Source organism: Thermosulfuriphilus ammonigenes, assembly GCF_011207455.1.
Classification (GTDB): domain Bacteria; phylum Desulfobacterota; class Thermodesulfobacteria; order Thermodesulfobacteriales; family ST65; genus Thermosulfuriphilus; species Thermosulfuriphilus ammonigenes.
Genome location: NZ_CP048877.1, coordinates 1,821,225 through 1,846,697, shown reverse-complemented (window position 1 = coordinate 1,846,697; position 25,473 = coordinate 1,821,225). Strand labels below are relative to the sequence as shown.

Annotated in this window: 27 protein-coding genes and 2 tRNA genes; 4 read left to right on the top strand and 25 right to left on the bottom strand. The window is 54.4% G+C overall.

Features of this window, described 5'->3' with window-relative positions; all coding sequences use genetic code 11:
- Positions 1–103 precede the first annotated feature (103 nt).
- Genes G4V39_RS09005 through G4V39_RS08990 form a run of 4 tightly spaced genes read left to right on the top strand, consistent with a single transcriptional unit; the run spans position 104 to position 3,498 of the window.
- Complete coding sequence (locus tag G4V39_RS09005) at positions 104–784, top strand: response regulator transcription factor (protein WP_246169655.1); 681 nt, start codon at positions 104–106, stop codon at positions 782–784.
- Positions 774–2,180 (top strand): sensor histidine kinase, encoded by a 1,407-nt coding sequence (locus G4V39_RS09000; protein ID WP_166032615.1) that lies wholly within the window; start codon positions 774–776, stop codon positions 2,178–2,180. Before G4V39_RS09005 ends, G4V39_RS09000 begins: the two co-directional genes overlap by 11 nt.
- A 29-nt stretch (positions 2,181–2,209) precedes the next feature.
- Positions 2,210–2,974: a DUF4352 domain-containing protein gene (locus G4V39_RS08995; RefSeq protein ID WP_166032614.1), complete on the top strand. Its 765-nt coding sequence runs from the start codon at positions 2,210–2,212 to the stop codon at positions 2,972–2,974.
- Positions 2,971–3,498, top strand: coding sequence for an archaemetzincin family Zn-dependent metalloprotease (locus G4V39_RS08990; RefSeq protein ID WP_166032613.1), 528 nt, complete (start codon positions 2,971–2,973; stop codon positions 3,496–3,498). The genes G4V39_RS08995 and G4V39_RS08990 overlap by 4 nt, the downstream gene beginning before the upstream one ends.
- Here G4V39_RS08990 and G4V39_RS08985 read toward each other — a convergent pair.
- From G4V39_RS08985 to G4V39_RS08865, 25 genes are all read right to left on the bottom strand, one after another.
- Positions 3,490–4,917: an NADH-quinone oxidoreductase subunit N gene (locus G4V39_RS08985; RefSeq protein ID WP_166032612.1), complete on the bottom strand. Its 1,428-nt coding sequence runs from the start codon at positions 4,915–4,917 to the stop codon at positions 3,490–3,492. The genes G4V39_RS08990 and G4V39_RS08985 overlap by 9 nt on opposite strands.
- Positions 4,898–6,424 carry an NADH-quinone oxidoreductase subunit M gene (locus G4V39_RS08980; protein ID WP_246169653.1) on the bottom strand — a complete coding sequence of 509 codons (1,527 nt, stop codon included), beginning with the start codon at positions 6,422–6,424 and terminating at the stop codon, positions 4,898–4,900. Before G4V39_RS08980 ends, G4V39_RS08985 begins: the two co-directional genes overlap by 20 nt.
- 25 nt (positions 6,425–6,449) lie before the next feature.
- On the bottom strand, positions 6,450–8,399 hold the full coding sequence (nuoL, locus tag G4V39_RS08975; RefSeq protein WP_166032610.1) for an NADH-quinone oxidoreductase subunit L: 1,950 nt from the start codon (positions 8,397–8,399) through the stop codon (positions 6,450–6,452).
- Positions 8,400–8,402: 3 nt separating this feature from the next.
- Positions 8,403–8,705: an NADH-quinone oxidoreductase subunit NuoK gene (gene nuoK / locus G4V39_RS08970; RefSeq protein ID WP_166032609.1), complete on the bottom strand. Its 303-nt coding sequence runs from the start codon at positions 8,703–8,705 to the stop codon at positions 8,403–8,405.
- Positions 8,702–9,235, bottom strand: a complete 534-nt coding sequence (locus tag G4V39_RS08965; RefSeq protein ID WP_166032608.1) for an NADH-quinone oxidoreductase subunit J family protein — start codon at positions 9,233–9,235, stop codon at positions 8,702–8,704. Before G4V39_RS08965 ends, nuoK begins: the two co-directional genes overlap by 4 nt.
- Positions 9,235–9,780: an NADH-quinone oxidoreductase subunit NuoI gene (gene nuoI, locus G4V39_RS08960; RefSeq protein ID WP_166032607.1), complete on the bottom strand. Its 546-nt coding sequence runs from the start codon at positions 9,778–9,780 to the stop codon at positions 9,235–9,237. Before nuoI ends, G4V39_RS08965 begins: the two co-directional genes overlap by 1 nt.
- Positions 9,781–9,790: 10 nt before the next feature.
- On the bottom strand, positions 9,791–10,807 hold the full coding sequence (nuoH, locus tag G4V39_RS08955; protein ID WP_166032606.1) for an NADH-quinone oxidoreductase subunit NuoH: 1,017 nt from the start codon (positions 10,805–10,807) through the stop codon (positions 9,791–9,793).
- A 7-nt stretch (positions 10,808–10,814) separates the two neighbouring features.
- Positions 10,815–12,044 (bottom strand): NADH dehydrogenase (quinone) subunit D, encoded by a 1,230-nt coding sequence (gene nuoD, locus G4V39_RS08950; protein WP_166032605.1) that lies wholly within the window; start codon positions 12,042–12,044, stop codon positions 10,815–10,817.
- Positions 12,045–12,059: 15 nt separating this feature from the next.
- Positions 12,060–12,611 (bottom strand): NADH-quinone oxidoreductase subunit C, encoded by a 552-nt coding sequence (locus tag G4V39_RS08945; protein ID WP_166032604.1) that lies wholly within the window; start codon positions 12,609–12,611, stop codon positions 12,060–12,062.
- Positions 12,612–12,619: 8 nt separating this feature from the next.
- On the bottom strand, positions 12,620–13,135 hold the full coding sequence (locus tag G4V39_RS08940) for a NuoB/complex I 20 kDa subunit family protein (protein ID WP_166032603.1): 516 nt from the start codon (positions 13,133–13,135) through the stop codon (positions 12,620–12,622).
- The gene (locus tag G4V39_RS08935) at positions 13,126–13,494 is read right to left on the bottom strand and encodes an NADH-quinone oxidoreductase subunit A (RefSeq protein ID WP_210412081.1); all 369 of its coding nucleotides are present in this window, start codon (positions 13,492–13,494) and stop codon (positions 13,126–13,128) included. Before G4V39_RS08935 ends, G4V39_RS08940 begins: the two co-directional genes overlap by 10 nt.
- A gap of 138 nt (positions 13,495–13,632) precedes the next feature.
- Positions 13,633–14,160, bottom strand: coding sequence for a 4Fe-4S dicluster domain-containing protein (locus G4V39_RS08930; protein WP_166032602.1), 528 nt, complete (start codon positions 14,158–14,160; stop codon positions 13,633–13,635).
- Positions 14,161–14,178: 18 nt separating this feature from the next.
- Positions 14,179–16,269 (bottom strand): molybdopterin-containing oxidoreductase family protein, encoded by a 2,091-nt coding sequence (locus tag G4V39_RS08925; protein WP_166032601.1) that lies wholly within the window; start codon positions 16,267–16,269, stop codon positions 14,179–14,181.
- Positions 16,270–16,724: 455 nt separating this feature from the next.
- Positions 16,725–16,801 (bottom strand) — tRNA-His (locus G4V39_RS08920).
- Between the two features lie 59 nt (positions 16,802–16,860).
- A tRNA-Pro gene (locus G4V39_RS08915) sits at positions 16,861–16,937 on the bottom strand.
- Positions 16,938–16,972: 35 nt separating this feature from the next.
- Positions 16,973–17,542, bottom strand: a complete 570-nt coding sequence (pth, locus tag G4V39_RS08910; protein ID WP_166032600.1) for an aminoacyl-tRNA hydrolase — start codon at positions 17,540–17,542, stop codon at positions 16,973–16,975.
- A gap of 5 nt (positions 17,543–17,547) precedes the next feature.
- Positions 17,548–18,192, bottom strand: coding sequence for a 50S ribosomal protein L25/general stress protein Ctc (locus G4V39_RS08905; RefSeq protein WP_166032599.1), 645 nt, complete (start codon positions 18,190–18,192; stop codon positions 17,548–17,550).
- Positions 18,193–18,206: 14 nt separating this feature from the next.
- Positions 18,207–19,154 (bottom strand): ribose-phosphate pyrophosphokinase, encoded by a 948-nt coding sequence (locus tag G4V39_RS08900; protein ID WP_220126115.1) that lies wholly within the window; start codon positions 19,152–19,154, stop codon positions 18,207–18,209.
- A 6-nt stretch (positions 19,155–19,160) separates the two neighbouring features.
- Positions 19,161–20,009: a 4-(cytidine 5'-diphospho)-2-C-methyl-D-erythritol kinase gene (gene ispE, locus G4V39_RS08895; RefSeq protein WP_166032598.1), complete on the bottom strand. Its 849-nt coding sequence runs from the start codon at positions 20,007–20,009 to the stop codon at positions 19,161–19,163.
- The gene (locus G4V39_RS08890) at positions 20,010–20,297 is read right to left on the bottom strand and encodes a DUF1844 domain-containing protein (protein ID WP_166032597.1); all 288 of its coding nucleotides are present in this window, start codon (positions 20,295–20,297) and stop codon (positions 20,010–20,012) included.
- A gap of 21 nt (positions 20,298–20,318) precedes the next feature.
- Positions 20,319–21,329 carry a tetraacyldisaccharide 4'-kinase gene (lpxK, locus tag G4V39_RS08885; RefSeq protein ID WP_166032596.1) on the bottom strand — a complete coding sequence of 337 codons (1,011 nt, stop codon included), beginning with the start codon at positions 21,327–21,329 and terminating at the stop codon, positions 20,319–20,321.
- The gene (locus G4V39_RS08880) at positions 21,326–22,543 is read right to left on the bottom strand and encodes a 3-deoxy-D-manno-octulosonic acid transferase (protein WP_166032595.1); all 1,218 of its coding nucleotides are present in this window, start codon (positions 22,541–22,543) and stop codon (positions 21,326–21,328) included. Before G4V39_RS08880 ends, lpxK begins: the two co-directional genes overlap by 4 nt.
- Positions 22,540–23,691: a lipid-A-disaccharide synthase gene (gene lpxB / locus G4V39_RS08875; protein WP_166032594.1), complete on the bottom strand. Its 1,152-nt coding sequence runs from the start codon at positions 23,689–23,691 to the stop codon at positions 22,540–22,542. The genes G4V39_RS08880 and lpxB overlap by 4 nt, the downstream gene beginning before the upstream one ends.
- Positions 23,652–24,653 carry a Gfo/Idh/MocA family protein gene (locus G4V39_RS08870; protein WP_166032593.1) on the bottom strand — a complete coding sequence of 334 codons (1,002 nt, stop codon included), beginning with the start codon at positions 24,651–24,653 and terminating at the stop codon, positions 23,652–23,654. The genes lpxB and G4V39_RS08870 overlap by 40 nt, the downstream gene beginning before the upstream one ends.
- The gene (locus G4V39_RS08865) at positions 24,640–25,470 is read right to left on the bottom strand and encodes an LpxI family protein (RefSeq protein WP_166032592.1); all 831 of its coding nucleotides are present in this window, start codon (positions 25,468–25,470) and stop codon (positions 24,640–24,642) included. Before G4V39_RS08865 ends, G4V39_RS08870 begins: the two co-directional genes overlap by 14 nt.
- Positions 25,471–25,473 lie beyond the last annotated feature (3 nt).

Sequence of the window (25,473 nt, the reverse complement as noted above, 5' to 3'; positions counted from 1 at the left end):
GTCTAAAAGGCCAGCCAGAGATTAAAGAAGGCTTAAGAAAAGATTAAAAATTTGTCATTTTGGTTTAATGGTTATTTCAGCTTCATGGTTTTAAAATGATTTTATGAAAATGAAAATCCTCCTCATAGAGGATGACCAGCGTCTGGTGGAGTTCATCAAAAAAGGTCTGGAACAGGCCGGATTTTCTGTAGAGACAGCAGAAGACGGTCTGAGTGGTTATGATTTGGCCCTCCAACTGGAGGTGGACCTGCTCATCGTGGACATTATGCTCCCCCTGATAGATGGCTTTGAACTCATTCGCTCCTTGCGAGTCAAAAGGCCCACCCTGCCCATCCTGGTATTAAGCGCCAAGAGGTCCGTAGAGGATAGAGTGCGAGGCCTTGAGCTGGGAAGTGATGACTATCTCACCAAACCCTTCTCATTTGCTGAACTCTTGGCCCGCATCCGGGCCCTGCTCCGAAGAGCCGGACGGCCACCAGAAAGATTGGTCATAGAGGTAGGGGGGCTTAAAATAGACCTGCTGGCCCGAGAAGTTCGACGAGGGCAAGAAAAAATAGATCTTCTCCCCAAAGAGTTCGCCCTTCTGGAGTATCTGGCCCGAAACAAGGGACGGGTTCTTACGAGAATCCAGATTCTGGAGAAGATCTGGGGCTATCAGTTTGATCCAGAATCAAATGTAGTGGATGTCCACATCTGCCGCCTGAGGGAAAAACTGGGATCTGCCCACAGGGGATTGATCCGGACCATCCGGGGAGCAGGATATATGCTGACCGATGAAACCTAAGTGTCCAAGAGGCCTGATCTTCCGGCTGACGGGGTTATATGGCCTGCTTTTCTTTTCGGCCTTCTTTTTCATCCTCTTTGGCCTCTATCAGCTTTTCTATCGGGATCTTCTCCATGAAACCGATGTCGATCTCTTAGAAGATCTGGCCGAGATAAAATCCGCTTATCAGAAAGGAGGCCTCGGTCTAATGAAGGCCTTCATTAGGGAGGAAGTCCTCGACGACGGCCCGGAAGATGTCTTTGTGCGCGTCTGGGACAGAAATGGCCACCTCATCTTTAGTTCAGACCCTGCCAGCTGGGGAGAAGGCCTATTCCCCGCCTCCCCTCCTCCGCTGGAGATCCAGGGTCATCTTTTCCACACCGTCTCCATTCCTCGACGACCAGAACATAAGGCCCGGGTAATGGTTGCCCCTCTTCGGGAAGGTCTCCTCCTGGAGGAGGCCATAGCCCTTAAGTGGCGGGAGGACCTCCTCAAAAAACTCCGCCAAAGTCTTATCCTGGGGGCCGGAGCCACCCTCATAGCCGCCCTTCTGGCTGGCCTTCTCCTGGCCCGCCAGATCATCTCCCAAATTCGAAAAATAGACGCCGTGGCCCGCAAAATCGCTACCAGCAACGACCTCTCTCAGCGGGTCCCCCTCAAGGGAACCGAAGACGAACTAGATAGTCTAGCCTCTACCTTTAACCTTATGCTGGAAAGGCTGGAGGCCTTTGTCCGGGAGCTTTCAGAGATGATAGACCACACGGCCCACGATTTTAAAACGCCCCTGGCCCGCATTAGAACCATGGCCGAAACCAGCCTTCAGGATCAGAATCCGGAAGCGGTAAAGGCGGCTCTGGTCCAGATAATGGACGAAAGCGACCGCTTCCTCAATCTCTTAAACGCCATCATGGATATCTCCGAGGCCAAAACCGGCCTTCTCCATCTTCGGAAGGAACCCCTTCTTTTAAAAGACCTGGTTGAAGAAGTAGCCCAGCCTTTCAGGGTCCTTGCCCGAAGCCAGAAAATCAGGTTTCAGACCAGATATCGAGAAAACAACAAGGTTGTCTTTGGCGACAGAAGAAAGATCCTCCAGGCCCTTTTAAACATTCTGGACAATGCCTTTAAGGTCACCCCTCCAGGAGGAGAGGTAGTCCTTGAAGCCCGGGAAGGTGAAGGAAGAGTGGAGATCCGCATTTCTGACACCGGCCCGGGTATTGCTCCAGAAGAAGTTTCTAGAATATTTGAACGCTTTTATCGCCGAAGCCCCTCAGGAAGAGGCCTGGGGCTGGCCTTGGCCAAGGCCTATATAGAGGCCCACGGGGGACAAATTCTGGTCTCTAGCTCTCCTGGGAGGGGGAGTCTCTTTTCCGTTTATCTGCCATCCCCTGAGCTTGCCAAGGGAACATCCGGCCATTAACCTAGAAAAATAAAACCAAGGAGGTCAAAATGGCCCTTTTGCGGCACGATCTTTACCGACTGGCCCTGCCTCTTCTTATCTCCCTGCTCATCATCTCCGGTTGCTCTGGTTACGGCAAGAGAGTAGCCCCTGTAGCCCTTCCCCAGAGCCAGCCGGGCCATGTGGTGGTTGCCGGAGCGTATATCTCGGCCCGGGTCTATCTGGATCCCTCCGCGGCCAAGCAGGCCCTGGGCTTTGATGCCCGAGGGGCCGGGCTTGTCCCTGTCCAGGTGACTATTGACAACCAGGGAAAAGAAGAAATGTGGATAGACCCCAGTCAGACCTTTCTCATCGACCAGAGTGGTCAGGCCTGGCCACTTCTGACCTCCGAAGAGGCCTACAACCGCATCAAGGGGCACGTAGATGTGGCTGAAACCGCCAAGGGAACTTTAAAGCCAGCGGCCCTTCTTGGTGCCGCTGGAGCCCTGGTGGGTTTTGCCGTAGGGGTGGTTACCGGTGAAGACGTCGGGGAGAGCACTGGTAAGGGCGCGGTTATCGGGGCTACCGCCGGGGCCCTGGCCGGAGGAGCAGGGGCCTACGCCACTGTTGGCGAACGGATTAAAAACGATCTGGCCCAGCGTCAGCTCCACAACCAGACCATCGAACCGGGGCTTTTGGCCCACGGTTTTCTCTTCTTTCCAGGCAAGGCCGAAGAGATTAAGTCTGTCTCTTCCTTGAGATTAGCCCTCCGGATTGGAGGGGAGCTTAAGGTGGTAAATATCCCCCTTAATTTGGCCAGCCCTGGGGGGTCATGATCCTGACCCTCTTTCCCTTTAAGGGGGCCTCCGAAGGAATTTTAATTTTTCTTAAGGAGGCCCTTCCTAAAAGACTCCCTTCTCTCTCCTGTAAATCAGGCCCTCCCTTGAGCCTCCCTCCCCTTGGATTTGACCCTCTGCGTGGTCAATGGCAGGCCGAGGCCCTTTTGACCCATCTGGCTCAAAGCTCTGACCCCACTTCTCTCCGGCTCGGGGTCACCGGTGAGGATCTTTACAGCCCCGGGCTTAATTTTGTCTTTGGACTGGCCCTCATTGGAAGAGGTCTGGCCATCTTCTCCTATCATCGACTTCGAGAGAGCTTTTACGGTCGGCCAGATAATCAAAAACTCCTTTGCCTCCGGGCCCTTAAGGAGGCCCTTCATGAACTGGGGCACGCCCTTGGGCTCAGACACTGCCACCGGTGGTGCGTGATGAGGTTCTCAAACTGCCTGGAGGAGGTAGACGAAAAACCGGATACCTTCTGTAGCAATTGTCTAAAACGCCTCGGGCTCCCTCTAGGGTAGGGCGAAGACACAACTTCTGGCAAAATCTATAAGTGGCGCAGGCCAAAGGCCAAAGACCAGCACCCCCGCCAGGGATATGGTCAGCCCCGCCACCAGATAGGCGGTAGAATTAAGAGGGATATCCCCCTCGGGTTCTTTCATATACATGAGAAGGACTATGCGAACATAGGGGTAGGCCCCAACAATACTGGTCAAGGCGGCCATGACCACCAAGGCCACGTAACCGGCCTCAAAGGCCACCTTGAAGAGATAAAACTTCCCCACAAACCCGGCCGTAGGAGGGATGCCTCCCAGAGAAAAAAGGAAGATGAGCATCAGAAAGGCCGCCCAGGGATGGGTCTTGGCCAGCCCCTGATAGTCAAAGATGGACTCTCCCTGCCCCTGACGTCGGCTAACAAGGAGCACGATTCCAAAAACTCCCAGAGTCATCAGGGCATATATGAAGAGAAAGGCCATCAGGGCCGCCAGGCCGTTTTCTGTGCCCGCGATAACTCCCAGAAGGGCACAGCCAGCATTGGCAATAGAGGAGTAGGCCAGAAGACGCTTAATATTGGTCTGAACCAGGGCCATCAGGGCTCCCCCAATCATGGTGAGCATGGCCAAAGGGATGAGGATCTCCACCCAATCGGCCCGGGCCGGGAAGAAGGCCGTCATGAAGATCCGCCCCAGGGCGGCAAAGGCCGCCGCCTTAGGCCCCACAGACATAAAGGCCGTAACACTGGTGGGAGCCCCTTCGTAGGCATCTGGAGCCCACATATGAAAGGGAATGGCGGCAATCTTAAAGCCCAGGGCAACGGTAAAGAGAGCCATAACGAAAAGAAGGGAGCGGTCCAGACCGTCGGCCCCCGTAAGTCTCTGGGCTATCAGGTCTAGAGCCGTGGTGGTGGTCAGACCATAGACAAAGGCTATAGCCAAAAGGAGAAAGGCCGAGGCAAAGCACCCCAGAAGAAAATATTTAAGGGCCCCCTCAAGAGACCTCAGATCCGGATAAAGGAAGGCCACCAAGACATAAATCGAAAGGGACATCAGCTCAATACCCAGATAGACCAGGAGAAGATCCCGGGCTGAGGCCAAAATGGTCATGCCCACCGCGGCAAAGAAAATCATCCCGTAGTACTCGCCGAAGTTTATCCCCTGCTCCCTGGTGTAGCCCGGGGAAAGAAGGACTACCAGGGCAAGCACAAGAAGAAAGACCAAACGGAAAAAGAGACTGTAGGGATCAGCACTATAGACTTCACCGAAGCTGGATCCCGCCGTGGTCAGGGTAAGGAAAAGGGCCAGACCAATGCCCCCCAGGCTCATCCAGACAAAGACCATCTTCTCCCGCACGAAACGGTCCATAAGGACCATAGCGCTGGCCACAGTTACTAGAAGGGCCTCGGGATAAATGACGCTAAAGCTAGGAAGGGATGACCACATGGAGACTCTCCTTGATCAGCTGAGTTATGGAGATGGCCGGAACCCCGGCCTGATGGACATGATCCATAAGAGCAGCTACTGACTGGTGCATGAATCCGAGAAAAGGTGTGGGATAACAGCCAATTAGCAAGACCAGAAGCAGAAGGGGCACCAGGGCCAAGGTCTCCCGAAAATCAAGATCTTTAAGCCCCTTGACTTTAGGGTTGATCTCCTCAAAGAAAACCCGCTGATAGAGCCAAAGCATGTAAGCAGCCCCGATAATCAAACCGCTGGCCCCCAAAAGGGCGGCCCATTTTTTAGAGGCAAAAGTCCCCAGGAGGATCAAAAACTCGCCCACAAAGCCGTTGGTCCCCGGGAGCCCCACGGCCGCCAGGGTAAAAACCAGAAAAAAGGCCGCGTAAATAGGCATTACTGTGGCCAGACCACCGTAGTCCTTGATAAGGCGGCTATGGGTCCGGTCATAGACCACCCCTACACACATAAAGAGGGCCCCGGTGACAATCCCGTGGTTGATCATCTGCAAAATGGCCCCTTCCACAGCGTTGGCCTCAAGGGAAAAAATACCCAGGGTCACAAAACCCATGTGGCTCACAGAGCTGTAAGCGATGAGACGCTTTAGATCCACCTGGGCCAGACAGATGATTCCTCCGTAGATGATGGCAATCACCGAGAGAACAAGCATCGGGACCATCATGGCCTTGGCGGCTAAAGGCATAAAGGACAGAGAAAAGCGCAGAAAACCATAGGCCCCCATCTTGATGAGGATCCCGGCCAGGATAACCGAACCCGCCGTAGGGGCCTCGGTGTGGGCATCGGGGAGCCAGGTATGAACCGGCCACATGGGAACCTTGACGGCAAAGGCGGCAAAGAAGGCCCAGAAAAGCCAAAATTGATAGACATAGGGCAGACTGGTGCGAACAATCTCCGGAAGGGCGAAGCTTCCGGTCTTGAGGTAAAGGAAGATGATCCCGGCCAGCATGAGGATAGAACCTACCAGGGTGTAGAAGAAAAACTTAACAGTGGCGTAAAGCCGGCGGGGCCCCCCCCAGATACCAATTATAAGATACATGGGGACCAACATGGCCTCCCAGAAGATATAAAAGAGGAAGAGGTCCAGGGCACAAAAGACCCCGGTCATGGTGGCCGAGGTTAGAAGCAAGGCCATATGAAACTCTCTTACCTTCTCTGTGACTGCCTCCCAGGAGATGAGTACACAGAGAATGGTCAGAATGGTGGAAAGGAGGACAAAGAGAACGCTTATCCCATCCACCCCCAGAAAGTAGGAAATATTCCAGGCCTTTATCCAGAGGTGGCGTTCGACAAACTGCATCCCGGCAAAGGATTTATCAAAGGAGAAAAAAAGAGGCAGGGCCACCAAAAAGTCCGCCACAGCCACGCCCAGGGTAAAACGTCTGATGAGCCCATCCCTTCGGGGTAGGAGGAGAAGGGCCAGGGCCCCTAAAATAGGAAGCCAGATGATCAGGGACAACCAGGGAAATGTGGCCATCTTTAAGGAAAAGCTCATCCTTCCTTTACCCCCTAAGCAAGTAGATCAGGGCCACTACGGCCACCACGCCGGTGGTCATGGCCAAGGCATAGATGTGGACCACCCCACACTGGATTCGACGGATGAAAAGCCCTGTCCGCTGGATGACGGCTGGCACCCCGTTGACCACTCCCTCGATGATCAGTCCATCGGTAACCCGCTGGAGAAACCAGGCCACAGACCGGGTGGGCACCACCACCAGACAATGGTAGATCTCGTCCCAGTACCACTTGCGATAGACATAATCGTATAGACCCGGGAAGAGCCGAGGAACAAGGCCCTGAAGATCCGGCTGGCGGACATACAACAGCCAGGCCAGACCAATGCCTAAAAGGCCAGCCAGAATGGAGGTGGCACAGACCAGATACTCTAAAGAGGCCGCCTCCTCGTGGGAAACTGCCAAATAGGGATGGTGCCCCAGCACCGGAGCCAAAAAGTGGCCAAAACGGTCCGGACCGCCAAAGGCATGAGGAATCCAGAGATAGCCAGTAACGATGGCCCCTACGGCCAGAATAACCAAGGGCACAGTCATAACCGCTGGAGACTCCTGGGGTAGATGACCCTTGAGAGCCCGATAGCCCCGGAACTCTCCAAAGAAGGTCATGAAGACTACCCTAAAGGAGTAGAAGGCTGTCATGGCCGCTACCAAGGTGCCCACAGCCCAAACCAATCGGCCCCAGGGGTACTTGGAGGCGATGGCCGAAAAGAGGATAATGTCCTTGCTGAAAAAGCCGGCCAAACCAGGGATTCCAGAGATGGAGAGAGAGGCCACCAGAAAGGTGACATAGGTCACGGGCATAAACCGTCTAAGCCCTCCCATATAGCGCATATCGTTGGGATCAGGGGCGTGGTGCATGGCGTGGATGACACTACCGGCCCCCAAAAAGAGCAGGGCCTTAAAATAGGCGTGGGTGAAAAGATGAAACATGCCGGCATCAAAGGCCCCCACCCCGCAGGCCATAAACATGTAACCCAACTGAGAAAGGGTGGAGTAGGCAATGACTCGCTTGATATCAAACTGCGTGATGGCAATGGTGGCGGCCATAAAGCAGGTAAAGGTCCCCAGAAGGGCCACCACAGCCATGGCCGTGGGCGAGAGCACAAAGAAGGCGTGACAACGGGCCACCATAAAAACCCCGGCGGTGACCATGGTGGCAGCATGGATCAAGGCCGAAACCGGTGTGGGGCCTTCCATGGCGTCCGGCAACCAAACATGAAGCGGGAATTGAGCGCTTTTGCCCACCGCCCCACAGAAAAGAAGAAGGGCTATGACAGTCGCCAAAGAGGCCTCAAGGCCCAAAAAGGCTATGTTCCGGTCAGCCATGGTCTCGGCCGCGGCAAAGACATCCTGATAATAGACGCTTTTGAAGAGGAGAAAGATGAGAAAGATCCCCAGGGCAAAGCCAAAATCACCAAAGCGGTTAACAATAAAGGCCTTCTTGGCGGCGTTGGCCGCTGATCTCTTACGGTACCAGAAGCCTATAAGCAGGTAAGAACAAAGACCCACTGCCTCCCAGCCGAAAAAAAGCTGGAGAAAGTTGTTGGCCAAGACAAGCATCAGCATCGAGAAGGTAAAAAGGCTGATATAGGCAAAGAAGCGATAATAGCCCGGGTCCCCGGCCATATAACCAATGGAATAGACATGGATGAAGAAGGAAAGGGAGCAGACCATGGCCAGCATCATCACCGAGAGGGGATCCACCAAAAAGCCAACGCTCCCCTTGAAGCTGGCGCCCAAGACCCAGGTGTAGAGGTCAAAGTTGGCCCGGGCCCCAGAGATAACCTCCATGAGGGCCTTAAGAGAGAGGAGCAGAGAGACAAAGACAGCCAAGGTCGGCAACCAGTGGGCCTTCTCCCTAATGTAGCGACGCCCAAAGACCAGGGTAATAATAGCGGCAAACAGTGGCAGACCGGGTATGAAGACGACGTAATTCATGGGCTACCCCTTAAGCAGACGAAACTCATCCAGGTGAATCTCCCTGGTCCTCCGAAAGAGAAGGACTACCAGGGCCAGGCCAATGGCCGCCTCGGCAGCGGCCACCGCGATGACAAAAAAGACCAGCAGATGACCGACGAGATCCTCAAGGCCCCGGGAAAGGGCCACCAGAGAGATGTTCACCGCATTAAGCATGATCTCAATGGCCATAAGCATGATGATGACGTTACGGCGCACCAGGAAGCCAAAGGCCCCCAGGGCAAAAAGGATCAGGCTCAAGGTCAGGTACCAGGACACTGGAATCATCTCTTTACTCCTTGATGAAGACGTCGGGTCAGGATGACCGCCCCCAAAACAGCCACCAGGAGAATCACTCCTGCCGCCTCAAAGGCCAGGACATGTTCGCTGAAGAGAAGGCGGCCTAAAAGCCGGGTGTGGCCAACCTCAAGGAGAGCCTGGGAAGTAAGGACTCCCGTCTTGGGGCCGGGGACAAAATCTTTGACGGCTCCCACGGCCAGCATTCCCAGAGAGGCCGCCATAAAGAGGGCCACCGGCCAGTAGATGACGAAGTTTTGGATGCGAATCTCGGAGCGGAGATTTATCAGATAAACCACAAAGAGAAAAAGGACCAGAACCGCTCCTGCATAGACGATTATCTGGACAGCAGCCAAAAATTCGGCCCCCGCGGTGAGGAACAAGACCGCCTGGTGAAAAAACATAATCAGCATCCAGAGAACAGCGTGGACCGCATTTCGAGTAGTGATCACCAACGTTGAGGTGACAACTAAGGCCACTGCCAGGTAAATAAAAACCACCTTGGCTAACATTCCCTCCATCAGATACCCTCCGCCTTGCGCTTAGGTGCTGGAAGAAGCTGATCAGGAACCCCCCTCGGTCTCCAGAAGGGATTAAAATACGGACGTTCCCGCCGGGCGATAAACTCGTCCCAGTGGGCAAGAAGCCGCTCCTTGGTGAAGCGAAAGTCATCTCGCTCAAAGTTGGAGTACTCATAGAATTCCGTAAGAACCAAGGCATTTACCGGGCATACCTCGACACAGTAGCCACAATAGACGCAACGCAGGGCCTCAATGACATATTCATCCACCACCCGGACCCCGGTCTCTACATCCCGGCTGACCTTAATTTGAATGCATCTTGAAGGACAAACCTGAACGCAGCGATAGCAACCGACACAGCGAGCCAGACCCGTTTCAGGATCCCTGACCAGGGCATGACGCCCTCTGAAACCAGGGGCCGGGGCGATCTGCTCCTCGGGGTATTGCACTGTTACCGGACGGGCAAAAAGCTTTCGCAAGGTAAGGGAAAGGCCCTTTAAGATCTCCACCAGAAAGATGGTTTTGATTATCTTTTTGGCATCCATAGAGCCCTCTCTAGATGGCAATCTTGATCAAACCAGTGATGACAATGTTTAAAAGGGCCAGGGGGATAAGAATCTTCCAGCCAAGGCCCATAAGCTGATCATAGCGATAGCGAGGCAGGGTGGCCCGGATCCAGATGTAGAAGAAGATAAGAAGGTAAAGCTTGACCAAGAACCAGAAGAAGGGCACCCCGGGAATCTCAAAGGGACCGTACCAGCCCCCCAGAAAGCAGGTTACAGCCACAGCAGACATTACCAGCATGCCAAAGTATTCTCCTAGGGAGAAAAGGGCAAAGCGGATGCCGCTGTATTCCACAAAGTAACCCGCCACAAGCTCTGTCTCGGCCTCAGGCAGGTCAAAGGGAACCCGGTTGGTCTCGGCCACAGCGGCCACCATAAAGATAAAAAAGCCAATTGCCTGAGGAATAGCGTAGATCTTAAAGGGGCTTTCGGCCTGGGCCCTAACAATGTCAGAGATATTGAGGGAGCCGGCCATCATCATTACTCCCACCAGAGAAAGGGCCAGGGCAATCTCATAACTGATAACCTGGGCCGAGGCCCGCAGGCCTCCCAGAAAGCTGTAACGAGAGTTTGAAGCCCAACCGGCTAAGATGACACCATATGAAGAAAGGGAAGAGAGGGCCAAGATAACCAACAAGGCCGCATTGACGTTGGCAATGACAAAATTCTCCCAGATGGGAATGACAGCCAGACTGGTAGCGGCGGCAATAAAGCTAATAAAGGGAGCGGTATAGAATACCGGCCGGTCAGCCTGAGCCGGACAGATGTCTTCTTTGGTCAGAAGCTTGACTACATCGGCAATGGGCTGGAGCAGGCCCCGGGGCCCCACCCTGTTGGGACCAAGTCGTTGCTGCATGCGACCGATTATCTTTCGTTCGGCGTAGGTGATATAGGCCACATGAAGCATGGCTATGTTGAGGAGGATAAACCCCTTAAGGGCCGAAAGGCCCAGATACCTTAAACTGAGCTGATCCACCGTCTGATAGGCCTGATTTAGCAGGTCTCCCATATCCCACCTACCGATCGCATTCTCCAAGGACAATGTCCACGCTACCGATGATGGCGATGATGTCGGCCACCATCTGTCCTTCTGCCAGGGATGGCAAAGCCGAGATGTGAACAAAAGAGGGGGCCCGGATCCGGAGGCGCCAAGGCTGCCCGGTGCCGTCGCTTATGAGATAGTAGCCCAGCTCTCCTTTGGAACCCTCGATGGCCACATAGACCTCCCCTTCGGGGAACACAGGCCCCTCCTCAGCCCGGACAATGACGTGCCTCTTGGGCACAAAGCGGACAGCCGCTTGACGCTTCTTAAAGGGCATCACCAGATCCGGAGCCCCCGGGGCCACCGTGGGCTCCCCTTTGGTCTGCTCCAGGCGATCCAGACACTGAGAGATGATCCGGGTGGATTGCCTTAACTCCTGCATTCGCACCCGATAACGATCATAGACATCGCCAACACTACCTACCGGAATTTCGAATTCTAGCTCCTCATAGATGAGATAAGGGCGATGCCGTCGCACGTCGTAGGCCACCCCGGAGCCCCGAAGAGAGGGCCCAGTAAGGCCAAGATTCACCGCCTCCTCAGCGGATATAACCCCTACCCCTTTGGTTCGCTTGAGCCAGATGCGGTTGACATCGATAAGGGTCTCGTATTCGGTTATGGCCTGAGGGAAGTCTTCAACAAAGCGCCTCAGATCCTCCATGATCTCCGGGGTAATATCCTGTCTTACTCCCCCTATCCGAGGGTAGCTAACGGTCAGACGGGCCCCGCAAAGCTTCTCAAAGGCCCGCAGAATACGCTCTCGATCGCGGAAACAATAGAGAAAAACCGTCATGGCCCCTATATCCAGGGCATGAGTCCCCAGCCAGAGGAGGTGACTGGCGATCCGGGCCATCTCGCAGGCCAAAGTTCGCAAAACCTGGGCCCGGTAGGGAACCTCAAGGCCAAAGAGCTTCTCCACCGCCAGACAATAGCCAATATTGTTGGCCGCCGAGGAGATATAATCCAGCCGATCGGTAAGGACCATGGCCTGGGCATAGGTTCGGTGTTCGGCCAGTTTTTCTATGCCCCGGTGGAGATAACCGATATCTGGATGGCAAGAGGCAATGGTCTCCCCCTCAAGCTCTAGAAAGAGCCGAAGCACCCCATGGGTGGCCGGGTGTTGGGGCCCCATATTGATGTAGTAAGGCTCTTCCCAGCCCTGACTCTGACTATCTTTCTGGACGATTTCTACCACCGGGGCCATGAACCACTCCTTTGATTAAGAGTCCTCGTTTGAGGCCAGCTTGGGATACCAGTCATACCGGGAAAGCTCCCGAGCCTTTTCCACCAGCTCCCGATACCCTGGCCACTCGTTTTCAGGCGAGAGAAAAAGAGGATAGTCCTTACGGAGAGGGTATCCGTCCCAATCCTCAGGGGTCAAAAGCCGCCGGAGGTCAGGATGCCCCTTAAAGACAATTCCAAACATCTCATAGCACTCCCTCTCAAACCAATTGGCCGTCTTCCAGAGGGAAACTACTGAGGCCAGAGTGGGATCTTCTTCAGGGACAGGAACCTTCAGGCGTAGGAACTGCCGATAGCGGATAGAATAAAGATGATAAACCACCTCAAAGCGGGGAGTCTTCTTGCCCAGCCAGTCCACTCCGCAGAGATCAACCAGGTGGTCAAAAAGAAGCTCGGGATCATTCTTTAAATACTCAAGGATCTCATAGAGGCGTTCCCTCCTGATGCAGGCGGTAACCTCTCCTCGAAAACGGGAGACAGCGATGAGATCCTCCGGGAAACGTTCTTTTAGGTGCTCTACCGCCTTCATGAGACCTCCTATCTCAGGGCCCCCCAGCGCCCTCTTTCCTGACGGATCTTTTCCTGAAGCTTCAGAAGGCCGTGGATTAAAGCCTCTGGCCTGGGAGGACAGCCGGGGACATAAACATCCACAGGAATGAATTCATCACACCCCTGAACAGTAGAGTAGGTCTGAAAGATGCCTCCCGAAGAGGCGCAACTCCCCATAGAAACCACATATCGGGGCTCTGGCATCTGATCATAGACGCGGCGGACCACCGGAGCCATCTTCTTGGTCACCGTGCCGGCCACCACCATGACATCGGCCTGCCGGGGAGAGGCCCGAAAGATGATCCCGAAGCGGTCCAGATCATAGTGGCTGGCACCGGTGGCCATCATCTCAATGGCACAGCAGGCCAGGCCAAAGGTTGCCGGCCACATCGAGCCTGTCCGGGCCCAGTTGATGAGCTTGTCCAGCGTGGTGACAAAAACATCCACTCCCGGTATCTGGGAGACGCCTTCACTTACTTTGACCAGAGGCACCTTTACTCCCATCGGAAGGCCCCCCTCATCCAGGCATAGAAATAGGCCACCAGGAGAAGAATGATGAAGACGATCATCTCCAGATAGCCAAAGAGCCCCAGTTCATCAAAGGTCACCGCCCAGGGGTAAAGAAAGACGGCTTCTACATCAAAGACCAAAAAGAGAATGGCGATGGCGTAAAACTTGATAGGAAACCGATGACGCACCTCACCGCTAGGGGTAAAGCCGCACTCATAGGGAGTCTGCTTTTCTGGATAAGGTCGCCTTAGACCCAGAATCTGGTTAACCAGCACCTGGACCCCGGCCATAACAGAGACAATCATGGCCAGGATGAGAATGGGCAGATACTTGAGACTCAGGGCTATCTCCATAAAGGTCTCCAATACCTGGATCTTTTAGCAATTATTGGAAAAATTGTTTCATCTGAAACTGATTTAGGGGAAAGGGGACCATTTCCCCTTTCCCTGAACAACCAGCTATAAAAGGAGCCCTATTTAAGGGGAATTTCCTCAGGAACGCTCCCCTACCGGGCGCACATGATGACCAAAAGTCTCTTCAAGCCAACGGGCCCGCTTAAGATAGGCGGCCTCCTGAGCAGTCATAAAGTGCAGGGCCCTGGTGGGACAGCGGGTAACACAAGCCGGCTCAAGCCCCCTGTCTATTCTCTCCAGGCAGTAGTCACACTTGTGGATCCTCCCCTTGACACTGTTCCACTGGGGAATTCCCCATGGACAAGCGGTAAGACAGGCCCGACAGCCAATGCAACGCTCCTCTCGAAAGATAACCGTCCCGTCACCTTCACGCCGGATCAAGGCCGCCGAGGGACAGGCCTCCACACAGAATGGCCTCTCACAGTGAAAACAGGAGACATAAGCAAACCCCAAAACAGGCTGTCCATCCTCCACCTCCGGGCCATACTGAAATATCCGACAGTTGGACTGGCCATAAGGAAGGCCCTTCCAGTCATTGCAGCTCAATTCGCAGGAAAGACACCCGATGCACCGAGAAGGATCATGATAAATGTAGTACTTGGCCATCTTTGTTCCTCCTTTCCCTTAGCTGGCCGGCTTAACTTCTACAAAACACTCACAAAGGGCACTGGCTCCTCCGGCCGGATCAAAGACATCCAGAAGCCCTACCTCCAGCCGCTGATCGGCCACCCCCTTCTGGTAGGCCCGACTCTGATAGGGCACGGTATGACCGAAGCCGTGGAGCATGAAAACGGCCTCGGGATGGATGAGCTCCGTGGCAAAGACTCGGATCTTCTTGCGGTAGGAACCATTGGCCACCTCAGCCAAGTCTCCCGTCTTAAGACCCATCTTGGCGGCCACGTCTTTGTTGATCCAGAGAATGTTCTCTTTCAGATAGGGATGAAGGGCCGGGTTGTTCATCCACATACCATGAGTCTGATAGGCCACTCGACCGAAGAGGAGACGGAAGCGACCTTCAGGGGGAGCCTCGGGAGACTCGTATTCTTTAAGAGAGGGATAGCCGGCCTCCTCCCACTTCTGGCTGACGATTTCGATCTTGCCCGAAGGGGTCTTAAAGGGAAGGCCGTTTTCCCGATCAAACCAAATGGGTTTATCTACCAGGGTCACCGAACCCTTGGCTTCAAAATCCTCGATGGAGACCCCGGTACCTTCAAGTTGAGCCTGCCAGATATCTTCTATGGTTTCATAAGGGAAATGCTCCCCCTTGCCCAGCCGTTTGGCCAGCTGGATATATATCCACCAGCCCGGCCGGGTATTGTACATGGGGCTTATGGCCGCCTTACGCCGCCTGAAGCCAGGCTTTAAGCCCTTCTGGGTGGCAATGATATCCGAACGCTCCAGATAGGTGCACTCAGGCAGGATAACATCGGCCCACCAGGAGGTTTCGCTCCAGTTAATGTCACAGACCACCAGAAGATCCAGATTCTTATAGATCTCGATCTGGGCCTCGGGATCTGGAAGCCCCAGGAGGGGGTCATGACGATGGACGAAGTAGGCCTTTATGGGATAAGGATCTCCCGTCTTTATGGCCTCCAGGGCCCGGTGAAGAAGAGGGGTTTTAATGTGGGGGTACTTCCACCCTGCCCCATCGGCCCTCTTCTCCTCCACTTTGGGAAGATTAACCCCGATCTTGTTCAGCCCTTTCTTGCCGGCATCACCCGGGCCTTTAACAAAAACAAGCCCTCCAGGAACCTCGATCGCCCCCAAGAGGACGTTTAGGATATAGGTAGTCCGGGCCTCATAGAAGGCTTGCCGATAGCGGGCCCGCATCCAGCCTCCATGGAAGATGACATGGGGGGCATCTTTGGCCACTTCCTGACAAAAGAGATACATCTCCTGGGCCGGGATGCCGGTCTCCTTTTCGGCCCACTCTGGCGTGTAGGGTTTGACAAAGTTGGCCAGATACTCAAAGCCCTCCACCCAGCGAGAGACAAAGGCCTTATCGTAAAGACCTTCCTTAATAAGGATATGAATAAGGGCCAGATTAAGGGCATAATCTGTCCCCGGACGGATCTGCCACCAGCGGTGGGCCTTGGAGGCCGTAACAGAGAAGCGCGGATCAATGTAGGTGATCTTGGCCCCTTTGGCCAAGCCGTCTATCATGGCCCGAGCCGTCTTAACCTTGATTGACTCCAGCATGTTCCGGCCATAGAGCACCACGTGCTTGGCGTTTTTGTAATCATAGGAAAAACCCGTTCGCCCAAAGCCAAAGAGGGACATGGCGGCGTGATTCACAGAAATGCCGCAGGTGACATCATGGTTACAGTAGTTGGGAGACCCCAAGGCCTGCATAAAGGCCTTGCGGATCTCAACAAAGGGACCCCCTCGATCGCTGAGAAGAATGGCCCGACCGCCATAGTTGTCGATAATCTCGCGAAGCTTCTCAGCTACATAATCCAAGGCCTCATCCCAGGAAACCGTTCGCCACTTGCCTGAGCCCCGCTCTCCTTCCCGAATCATAGGAGAAAGTGGCCTTTCGGTATCGTAGAGGACGGAACGACCGGCAACTCCTTTGGCGCAAAGTCCGGTGCCGATTCCGGCATCATGAGGGTTGCCCGATATCCAGGTTACCTTACCGTCCTCTACCTCTACCATTATTGGACAGCGGACAGCACACATACCGCAGATACTATAGACAACCTTAGTCTCAGCCATACTTCCTCCTCAGATTTAATAATTTATTAAAGAGGGAATCCCTGTCTTTGTATCCAAAGATATTTTGATCATTAGCTGACAATATTAGATACAAATGTTTTTAATGGACTTTTAAGAATATGTCAAGAAAATAAGCAAAATTAATCATTTTTTGGAATTTTTTCACTTATAAGCCTCCTAGATGGATATATCTGATAATAATGTGAAAATGATAGCAAGCAAGTTTTTATCTAAATAAAAACAAAATTGACAGATAAGATAAGAAAACATTTTTGTTGGTAGCAGCCGCTAGGCGAGCCAGTTAACTAATGGGCAATCCTCGTGGGGATTTTTCTTTAAGTGAGGTGCCTAACAGGTGAGCTGGCTAATCAATTGATTTTAAGATTTTTAGAGGGGGGAGTCCTTAAGGTTGGAGAAGTGATAGAGATCTTTCCGGCGGTTGGGGATAAAAAAAGTGGGGTGAGCGGAGGGACTTGAACCCTCAACCTCCGGAGCCACAGTCCGGTGCTCTGTCCCGTTGAGCTACGCTCACCTCCACTATGACCCTAAAAATTTAACACTCCATCATAAGATATGCAATATTCAGACCTCTGGTCGGGGCGGGCGGATTTGAACCGCCGACCTCCTGCTCCCAAGGCAGGCGCGCTGCCAAGCTGCGCTACGCCCCGTCAATCTATTGATACCCCATTGGTAACACAGGCCCCTAAAGGGAGCAAGCTGGTCTCAAGGCATTGAAAATGTTCATGGCCCGCTCCAGGCCAGATTCGACAATGGTCTCTATGGCCTCGGCGGCCTTTTCAATTATCTCCGCCACGACCTTAAGCTCCTGCTCTTCAAAGGGAGAGAGCACATAATCCGAGACCGATTTTCCCGGCCCTGGCCGGCCAATGCCGACCTTAATTCGAGGAAAATTCCTGCTTCCCAGATGTTCAATCACCGAAGCTACTCCCCGGTGGCCACCGGAGCCCCCGGAGCGGACGATCTTAATCCGCCCTAAAGGCAGATCCAGATCATCATGGACAAGCAGGATCTCTTCCGGAAAGAGTTGCCACTGTCTGGCCAGGCAAGATACCGATTGACCGGATAGGTTCATAAAGGTCTGAGGTTTGGCCAGAGAGAGCTTCTCTGACTTTAAGACCAGAGCCTGACAGAACTCCTCCCACCCCTTAAGGGCAAGCCTTTTGGCCATGGCGTCAAGAACCATAAAACCCACGTTGTGTCTGGTGATCTGATAGGCAGGGCCCGGGTTGCCCAGGCCCACCACAAGCCACATGTCGGCTATTCTGATTCTTCCTTCTTTTTGCCCTTGGCGATGACCTCTGTCTCCAGGGCCTCCTCAGTCGGGGCCTCCTCTTCTTCCTCCGGAGAGACAATGGTCAGAATGGTTGTTTTGGGAGGATCAAGAACCCGGATTCCCTCCATGGCTGGGAGATCTTCCACGTGGAAGGAATCACCGATATCAAGACTGCTCACATCTATCTTGATGCTATTGGGGATGGCCATAGGGAGACAGGAGATGGTCAGCTCTCGGGTGATGACCTCCAGAATTCCTCCCCGTTCCATACCCTTGGCCTTACCCACTATCTCAACCGGAACCTCCACCTCGATTTCGCGCTCCAGGGAGACCTCATAGAAGTCCACGTGAAGGGGCTCATCGGTTACCGGATGGGCCTGGATCTCCTTGACGATGGCCATCTTCCGGCTTTCCGAACCGTTGTTTTTAAGGTTGAGATTGAATATGAGCTGTTCTCCCCGGTGGCGGAAGAGGATCTTTTTTAACTCGTTGGCTTCCACCGCCAGAGGGATATTTTCTGTCTCGCGGCCATAGATGATAGCCGGCAAAAGCCCCTGGCGTCGGAGCTTGCGGGCCACCTCCTTACCCGTCTTCTCTCTTACCTGAACCGTCATTTCTACCTGCTTCATGGGGAAAACCTCCTTTAGACAAAAAGAGAGCTCACCGAATCGTCGGCGTGAATGCGCCTTATGGCCTCCCCGAGAAGGTTAGAGACCGAAAGGACCTCGATCTTTCCGATAGCCTTGGCCTCTTCCCTCAAAGGGATAGTATTGGTAACCACTACACTCTTTAGTGGGGCCTTCTTAATTCTCTCCACCGCCGGGCCGGAGAGCACTGGGTGGGTGGCCATGCCGTGAACCTCTTTAGCTCCATGGTCCATCAAGGCCTGGGCCGCCTGGCACATGGTGCCAGCCGTATCGATCATATCATCCAGGATAATGGCCACCTTGCCCTTGACATCACCGATGACATTCATCACCTGACTCTCATTGGGACGATCCCGCCTCTTATCAATGATGGCCAGTTGAGCATTGAGACGCTTGGCAAAGGCCCGGGTGCGCTCCACTCCCCCGGCATCCGGAGAGACCATAACAATCTGCTCATCACGAAATTGTTCCTTAATATAAGAAAGGAGCACCGGGGCAGCGAAGAGATGGTCCACCGGGATATCAAAAAAGCCCTGAATCTGGCCAGCGTGAAGATCCATGGAGAGAAGACGCCTGGCTCCAGCCACGGTAATAAGGTTGGCCACCAGCTTGGCTGATATAGGCACTCTAGGGGCACACTTACGGTCTTGGCGGGCATAGCCATAATATGGCACCACTGCCGTAATCCGCCTGGCTGATGCCCGCCGGAGGGCATCAATCATAATTAAAAGCTCCATGAGATAGTCATTCACCGGAGGACAGGTGGATTGAATAACAAAGACATCAGCTCCCCGGACGTTTTCTCCGATCTCGACAAATGTCTCCCCATCACTGAACTTACGCACCGTGGCCAACCCCAGGGGAATACTTAAATAACTGCAGATCTCCTTGGCCATTTGGGGATTGGAGTTGCCGGTAAAGATCTTCAGGTGGTTAATAAACATGGTTTCTCACCCCTTGTCTTCCATCCCACAGGGCCTAACCACGTGGACCCGGCCTGAGAACCTCGATGCCAAGGCCCTGGCTGCCTGAGTTGCCCTTTGGTATTGATCAAAAACCCCAAAGACTGTTGGGCCACTGCCGCTCATAAGGGTGGCTAGGGCCCCAAAAGCAATAAAGGCCGCCTTTACCTCCTCGAGGTCTGGATGAAGGGCCAAGGTGACTTTTTCTAAATCATTCACCAGACCTCTCAGCCAAGGCGGCTGGCCGGGATCATAAATAAAGGGCTCCTTTCGCCTTGTCAATCGCAATTTTTTATAGACCGTGGCGGTGGAAACCTCATAGGGAGGAGTAAAGAGAACGTAAAAGGCCTTGTGGACCGGCCAGGGAGTAAGGATGTCACCAATGCCCTCTCCCAGGGCCGCCCCATAAGACCAGACAAAGAAGGGAATGTCAGCCCCTAAAGGGCGTCCCAGGTGAGCCAGCTCCTCCTGGCTCAAAGGAGCCCCTAAGAGTTTATTCACCCCCTTGAGCACAGCCGCCGCATCACTGCTTCCGCCACCAAGGCCGGCAGCCACAGGGATGACCTTCCGAAGATGAATCCTGACCCCTTGATCACTCCCAAGCTCATCCAGAAGGACTTTAGCGGCCTTGAAGGCCAGATTGGTCTCTCCTTCAGGAACCTCCCCTCCAGTAACCTGGAGTTTGATCCCGGGGATGTCCACAAGCTCAATCTCCAGCTCGTCAAAGAGAGTTACCTTCTGAAAAAGGGTATAAATTTCGTGGTAGCCACTTGGAAGGGGCTCCAGAACCTGAAGAAAAAGGTTGATCTTGGCTGGGGCCCGGAGTCTCTCCTTCATCTAGCCCTGAAGCCGGACAAACTTGAGGCGAAGGTCATAAAGGATATGATCCAGAAGGGCCTCCTCGTCGCGAGTAAGGTTACCTTTGGTCTTTTCCTTAAGCATGGCCAAGGTGTCTATGGCGTGCCGGGCCAGATCAATATTAGCCCTTTTCTCTCCACTTTCAGGCTCCGGTAGCTCTCCCAGGTGAACTAAGGCCGAGGTACTAAGAGAAAGGATAAAGGTACTAAAGTTAACCGGGGGGAGAGGAGTCTCCGGCGGCCTCTCTTTGACGTCTTTATCCTCCATGGCCTCCTCCTTAAAGATATTTCAGGACAAGCCCTTTAGTTTTTCGATTATAAAACCTTCCAGATCCTTTGCCACCTCAAGATCAAGTCGGAGGCAGAAGATGGGCAACTCCGGCTCAAAAGACCTAAGTTTGACAGCGTCTTTTTCTGTGGTGATCAGGGCCCTCAGCCCCTTTTGCTGCAAGGCCCTCCCCAGACGGACAAGATCCCTGGAGCTGTAGCGGTGGTGATCCGGAAAGGAAAGCCTGAAGGCCGGTTTTTGCCCTTCAGATTCCAGAAGGGCAAAAAAGGCTGAGGGCTGGGCCAGGCCACAGAAGGCCCCCCAGGGAGGCTCGGGCCAAGCCACCGGATCTCCCGAAAGATCATACAGCCCCTCTACCCGGTAGTTGAGCTTGAAGACTGGAAGACCAAAGGAGGCCAGATAATCCTCAAGCCCTCTTACCTTCTCCTCCGGGAAGAGATTGGCCTTGGTAATTATCAGGGCATCGGCCCGAGAGAGGGCCGCCGGGGGCTCCCGAAGGCGGCCCGCCGGAAAGATTGCCTCCCGTCGGGGATCGGTCTCCGGTGAGACGAGGACAATGTCTAGGTCCCGCTTTAGGCGAAGATGCTGAAAACCATCATCAAGGAGGGCGATAGAGGCCGAGAGTCTGGATATCGCCAGGGCCCCGGCCCGGTAGCGATCTTTATCCACTACTACCAGGGCCCCCGAAAGCCGGCTGGCCAGAAGATGAGGCTCGTCTCCGGCAAGCTCCGGAGTAACCAGTGGGCCAGAGCCGGTGGAGACAACCACCGTTCCCCTTCCCCGCCGCCGATAACCGCGGGAGAGAATCACCGGCCGATGACCAAAACGAATAAGAAACCGGGCCAGCCAAAGGGTAAAGGGCGTCTTCCCCGTCCCCCCCAGGCTGAGATTACCCACGCTTATAACCGGGACAGGAAGGGTATAGGATCTTAAAAACCCCCGGCGGTAAAGATTGGCCCTTATGGTCATAAGTCTTCCATAAAGCCTTCCCAGGAGATGAAGGGGGCTCATGAAAGAAGCCTCCCTACGGCGGCCACAGCCCGAGCGGTAGCTCCCTGGTGCCTCCTGAAGACCGACCAGGCAGCCTTACCGGCCTTCTCGCGGCCCTCAAGAAGTCTTTGCCAGGCTCCCAGAAGATCTGAGACCTCTCTGGCCTTAAGACCACCGCCAGACTCCACAAGCTCCTCAGCCACCTCTTTTACGGCGGAGACATAAGGACCAAAGGTAACCGGTACCTTGAGAGCCGCTGGTTCAAGCAGGTTATGCCCCCCTAGGGGAACAAGCGTCCCCCCCACAAAGGCCAGATCAGCCAGACCATAAAAGGCCCAGAGTTCACCCATGGTATCTACCACCACGACCGCTGAGCCCCTTTGGGGGACGCTTCTCCGAGAGGCCGGGAGGTTCTTTTGCCCCAGCCAGGCCAAGAGTTCGGTGGCCCTTTCTGGATGACGGGGGCAAAGAATAAGAGAAGCCCGAGGTTTTTTGTGCCGCAGACGGACAAAGGCTTCAATAAGGATCTCCTCCTCTCCCGGATGGGTACTTCCGGCTACAATCAGAGGGCGGCCGAGAAAGGAAAACTCCTGGGCCAAGGAGGAAATTTTGCCCTCATCAGGGGGGGACAGATCGTATTTGATGTTTCCCGTGATCTCAAAGGGTACCTTAAGCCCCAGCCAGGCCAGGCGATCCCCCACGCTTTTTGAAGGAAGACAGATAAGATCAAAGGCCCCATAGAGCAGCTCCACCAGGAAGGGAAATCGTTTCAGTCGCCTGGCCGAAGCAGGCGATATGCGGGCATTGATCAGGGCCAGGGGCACTCCAGCCGCCTTAAGCCCCCAGAGAAGGTTAGGCCAGAGATCAGTCTCCAGGGCCACAAAGAGTCGGGGCCTTAAACGAGCAATGACCCTCTTTATCAGAGGATAAAAGTCATAAGGAGCAGGAAAGACAAAGGCCCTCTCCTTTTGGGCCCGCGAGAGGCCCCAGGCGGTAGAAGTCGAAAGGAGAATCTCCTGATCCGGATGGGCCCTCCTGAAGGCCTGGATGAAGGCCGCCGCCGCGCCCACCTCACCCACCGAAAGACCGTGGACCCAGATCCCTCCTGCCGGAGCCTGAGAAAGATCAGGGGCCAGCCTCTTAAGGGCCAGGGAGCTTCGTCCTCCAAGCCCCCTTATCAGGGCCAGGGGAGGAATCAACCAGGAGAGACAGCGATAGAGATAAAGGGATATCACCTTCTTCCACTTGCCAGGTTAAGGGCCAGATTGGCCGCCTGATAAGCGGCCTGTCCGGGGCCCAAAGAGTTCTTAATCTCGGCCAGACGGGCCCTTATCCTCCGGGCCCGATCCTCATCAAGGAGAATCTGGCGGGCCTCTTCGGCCAGACGCTGGGCTGTGGCCTCCTCCTGAATGAGCTCCGGAGCCACCTTTTCACCAGCCACCAGATTAACCAAACCAATATAAGGCACCCTCACCAGCCTCCTGGCCAAAAAGTAAGTCAGGGGGTTCAAACGATAGGCAATGACCATGGGCACCCCCACAATGGCCGCCTCAAGAGTCACGGTGCCCGAGGCCAACAGAGCCACCTCAGCCGCGGCCATGGTCTCATAAGCATAGCCGTCTATTACCTTAACCCCGGCGGCAAAGGCCGGGGCATAAAGTTCCATGGGAACCTCTGGAGCCCGAACACAGAGGGCCTGAAGACCATTAATTTCGGATCTTAAGCGCTCATAGGCCCCAACAAAGGCCGGAAGGAGCCTTTCCACCTCGTGGAGTCGGGAGCCAGGTAAAAGGGCCAGAAGGCGGCAGTCAGGGGGAAGACCGACGACCCTAAGAAATGTTTCTCGGCATAAATGAACCTTGACCAGGTCAAGTAGAGGATGGCCCACATAGTGTACCCTTACCCCATGACGGCGATAAAACTCTTCCTCAAAGGGCAAGACCACGGCCATCAGATCCACTACCCTGGCAATGGTCTTGACTCGCCCCTGGCGCCAGGCCCAGACCTGAGGACTTATGTAGTAGAAGACGGGCACTCCATACCTTTTGGCCACCCGGGCCAGGAGAAGATTAAACTCCGGAAAGTCTATAAGCACCAGAAGATCCGGCCGCGAATCTTTAAGGTAGGATCTCATCTTCTGGAAAGCCCGAACGACATCCCGCAGGCGGGGAAAGACCTCCGCCAGCCCCACCACGGCCAGGCGACTGGCGTGGAAGAAGACCTCACAGCCGGCCTGAACCATTCTCTCCCCGCCGATACCCACTACCTGGGTGCCGGGGCAGAGATCCCGAATGGCCCGTATGAAGGCCGCCCCGTGAAGATCTCCCGAGGCCTCTCCAGCGACTATGGCAATACGGAGGTGGCTTTTAAGTCCTGAATCCAAGGGTCGTTAAGAGGAATGGGATGTTCTTGAAGGTGTCGAGAGATCTCGTTAAGAATGGTCAGGGCCAGGCCCAGGGCCTCCCGCCCCTCACGCCCTGAAACCGGTGGCTCCTGTCCCTCCTTTACCGCCTGAACAAAAGTCTTTAGTTCCTCATAAAGAGGGTCAGTTTCCGGAAAGGATCTTTCATCCGGAATAAAGGTGCTCTGGCCGCCCGGGCGAACGAGACGACTGACAGAGAGAAAATTGCGGGTCATGCTATCTACGGCCAGATAACGACCAGCGGCAAAAACCCGGATCCGGCGCATGGCCCGCAAAGAGATCCGACTGGCTGTAAGATTTGCTGTAGAGCCATCTTCAAAAACCAAACGAACACTGGCAATGTCAACCTTATCTGAGAGCACCGGGACCCCTACGGCATGAAGGGTCTTAAGCGGAGCTCGAGCCATGGTCAGAACAATGTCTAAGTCGTGGATCATCAGATCCAGGACAACATCTATATCCAGGCTCCGCTCTTTAAAGCCCGAGAGGCGATGGGCCTCAACAAATAGGGGGCGATCGACCTGCTTAAGGAGTTCGGCCACAGCCGGATTAAAACGCTCGATATGACCCACCTGAAGGACCAGGTTCTTTTCTCCGGCCAGCTCGATAAGTTGATCGGCCTCCTCCAAGGTGGCGGTGATAGGCTTTTCCACAAAGACATGGACTCCCTGCTCAAGGAAAAAACGCCCCACCGAGAAGTGTTCTCTGGTGGGAACAACCACGCTTACCGCCTCCACCTCACCGGCCAGATCCCGATAGTCAGTAAGAGAGGCTACCCCCAGCCTCTCTCCTACCTCCTTGGCCCTCTCCGGGACAATATCCACCACCGCCACCAGCCGGACCCCGGGCATCCTGGCCAGCTTTTCGGCGTGGAAGCGCCCCAGGTAACCTACTCCGATAACTGCGACTTTAAGGTCTCCCATGGGCCTGAACCTCAGGTGTTACCCCCACTATACAAATTCCCAACTTGTTGGCAAGGCCAATGGCCTCGGCCCGATCAAAGAAGAGGGCCTCATCGGCCTCTACCGCCAAAACTTCTGCCCGGACCTCGGCCATGGTTTCAATGGTCTTAAGGCCTACGGAAGGAAGATCAAAACGGCGATCCTGCTGGGGCTTGACTACCTTGACCACTACGGCCCCCTGACCGCAAAGTCTTCCGCCCCGTCGGATGGTTTCATCTGTCCCCTCAATGGCCTCTACCGCCAAAACTGTGCGATCCTTGACCACCACACACTGACCGATATCCAGCTCCCCAATAGCCCGGGCCATACGGTAACCAAAGGCTATATCTTCCCATTGCTCGGCATTGGGACGTTTAAGGGTGAGAACGCCGGAAGGCATGAGAAGGTCTTTTAAAAACCGGGTACTCTCGATAACCTGAATCCCCTCCTTCTCCAGCTCCTGGGCCACGGCCCTCAATATAGCGTCATCATGACGATCTTTGATCTTACGCCAGAGAAGAAGGGCCTGAAGATCCGGGCGCACATCACGAAACATCCGCGTCTTGGTAATGCGTCCCAGAAAGGCTACCTCTGAGATCTTCTCCTTTTTGAGGATTTTTATTAGACGTCCCAGCTGGCCCAGTCTTATCCAGTAGAGGCGATGACAGACCTCCTCAAGCACTGGATCGGACTCCCCCACATGGGCCACGCAGATTACGTCATATCCTTGAGAGGCGGCCTCCCGAGCAAAGAGAACAGGAAACTTCCCTCCTCCGGCAACCAGACCGATCTTTGGCATTCT

Bases quoted from the DNA above. Each gene is read 5' to 3' on its own strand.
- G4V39_RS08905 (WP_166032599.1), bottom strand. From the start codon at position 18,192: ATGAAGCAGGTAGAAATGACGGTTCAGGTAAGAGAGAAGACGGGTAAG.
- G4V39_RS09000 (WP_166032615.1), top strand. From the start codon at position 774: ATGAAACCTAAGTGTCCAAGAGGCCTGATCTTCCGGCTGACGGGGTTA.
- G4V39_RS08985 (WP_166032612.1), bottom strand. From the start codon at position 4,917: ATGTGGTCATCCCTTCCTAGCTTTAGCGTCATTTATCCCGAGGCCCTT.
- ispE (WP_166032598.1), bottom strand. From the start codon at position 20,009: ATGAAGGAGAGACTCCGGGCCCCAGCCAAGATCAACCTTTTTCTTCAG.
- G4V39_RS08900 (WP_220126115.1), bottom strand. From the start codon at position 19,154: ATGTTTATTAACCACCTGAAGATCTTTACCGGCAACTCCAATCCCCAA.
- G4V39_RS08965 (WP_166032608.1), bottom strand. From the start codon at position 9,235: ATGGAGGGAATGTTAGCCAAGGTGGTTTTTATTTACCTGGCAGTGGCC.
- G4V39_RS08870 (WP_166032593.1), bottom strand. From the start codon at position 24,653: ATGGGAGACCTTAAAGTCGCAGTTATCGGAGTAGGTTACCTGGGGCGC.
- G4V39_RS09005 (WP_246169655.1), top strand. From the start codon at position 104: ATGAAAATGAAAATCCTCCTCATAGAGGATGACCAGCGTCTGGTGGAG.
- G4V39_RS08930 (WP_166032602.1), bottom strand. From the start codon at position 14,160: ATGGCCAAGTACTACATTTATCATGATCCTTCTCGGTGCATCGGGTGT.
- G4V39_RS08890 (WP_166032597.1), bottom strand. From the start codon at position 20,297: ATGGAGGATAAAGACGTCAAAGAGAGGCCGCCGGAGACTCCTCTCCCC.
- nuoH (WP_166032606.1), bottom strand. From the start codon at position 10,807: ATGGGAGACCTGCTAAATCAGGCCTATCAGACGGTGGATCAGCTCAGT.
- nuoK (WP_166032609.1), bottom strand. From the start codon at position 8,705: ATGATTCCAGTGTCCTGGTACCTGACCTTGAGCCTGATCCTTTTTGCC.
- G4V39_RS08945 (WP_166032604.1), bottom strand. From the start codon at position 12,611: ATGAAGGCGGTAGAGCACCTAAAAGAACGTTTCCCGGAGGATCTCATC.
- pth (WP_166032600.1), bottom strand. From the start codon at position 17,542: ATGTGGCTTGTGGTGGGCCTGGGCAACCCGGGCCCTGCCTATCAGATC.
- G4V39_RS08990 (WP_166032613.1), top strand. From the start codon at position 2,971: ATGATCCTGACCCTCTTTCCCTTTAAGGGGGCCTCCGAAGGAATTTTA.
- G4V39_RS08940 (WP_166032603.1), bottom strand. From the start codon at position 13,135: ATGGGAGTAAAGGTGCCTCTGGTCAAAGTAAGTGAAGGCGTCTCCCAG.
- G4V39_RS08995 (WP_166032614.1), top strand. From the start codon at position 2,210: ATGGCCCTTTTGCGGCACGATCTTTACCGACTGGCCCTGCCTCTTCTT.
- nuoI (WP_166032607.1), bottom strand. From the start codon at position 9,780: ATGGATGCCAAAAAGATAATCAAAACCATCTTTCTGGTGGAGATCTTA.
- lpxK (WP_166032596.1), bottom strand. From the start codon at position 21,329: ATGAGCCCCCTTCATCTCCTGGGAAGGCTTTATGGAAGACTTATGACC.
- G4V39_RS08865 (WP_166032592.1), bottom strand. From the start codon at position 25,470: ATGCCAAAGATCGGTCTGGTTGCCGGAGGAGGGAAGTTTCCTGTTCTC.
- nuoL (WP_166032610.1), bottom strand. From the start codon at position 8,399: ATGAATTACGTCGTCTTCATACCCGGTCTGCCACTGTTTGCCGCTATT.
- G4V39_RS08980 (WP_246169653.1), bottom strand. From the start codon at position 6,424: ATGGCCACATTTCCCTGGTTGTCCCTGATCATCTGGCTTCCTATTTTA.
- G4V39_RS08925 (WP_166032601.1), bottom strand. From the start codon at position 16,269: ATGGCTGAGACTAAGGTTGTCTATAGTATCTGCGGTATGTGTGCTGTC.
- G4V39_RS08935 (WP_210412081.1), bottom strand. From the start codon at position 13,494: ATGGAGATAGCCCTGAGTCTCAAGTATCTGCCCATTCTCATCCTGGCC.
- nuoD (WP_166032605.1), bottom strand. From the start codon at position 12,044: ATGGCCCCGGTGGTAGAAATCGTCCAGAAAGATAGTCAGAGTCAGGGC.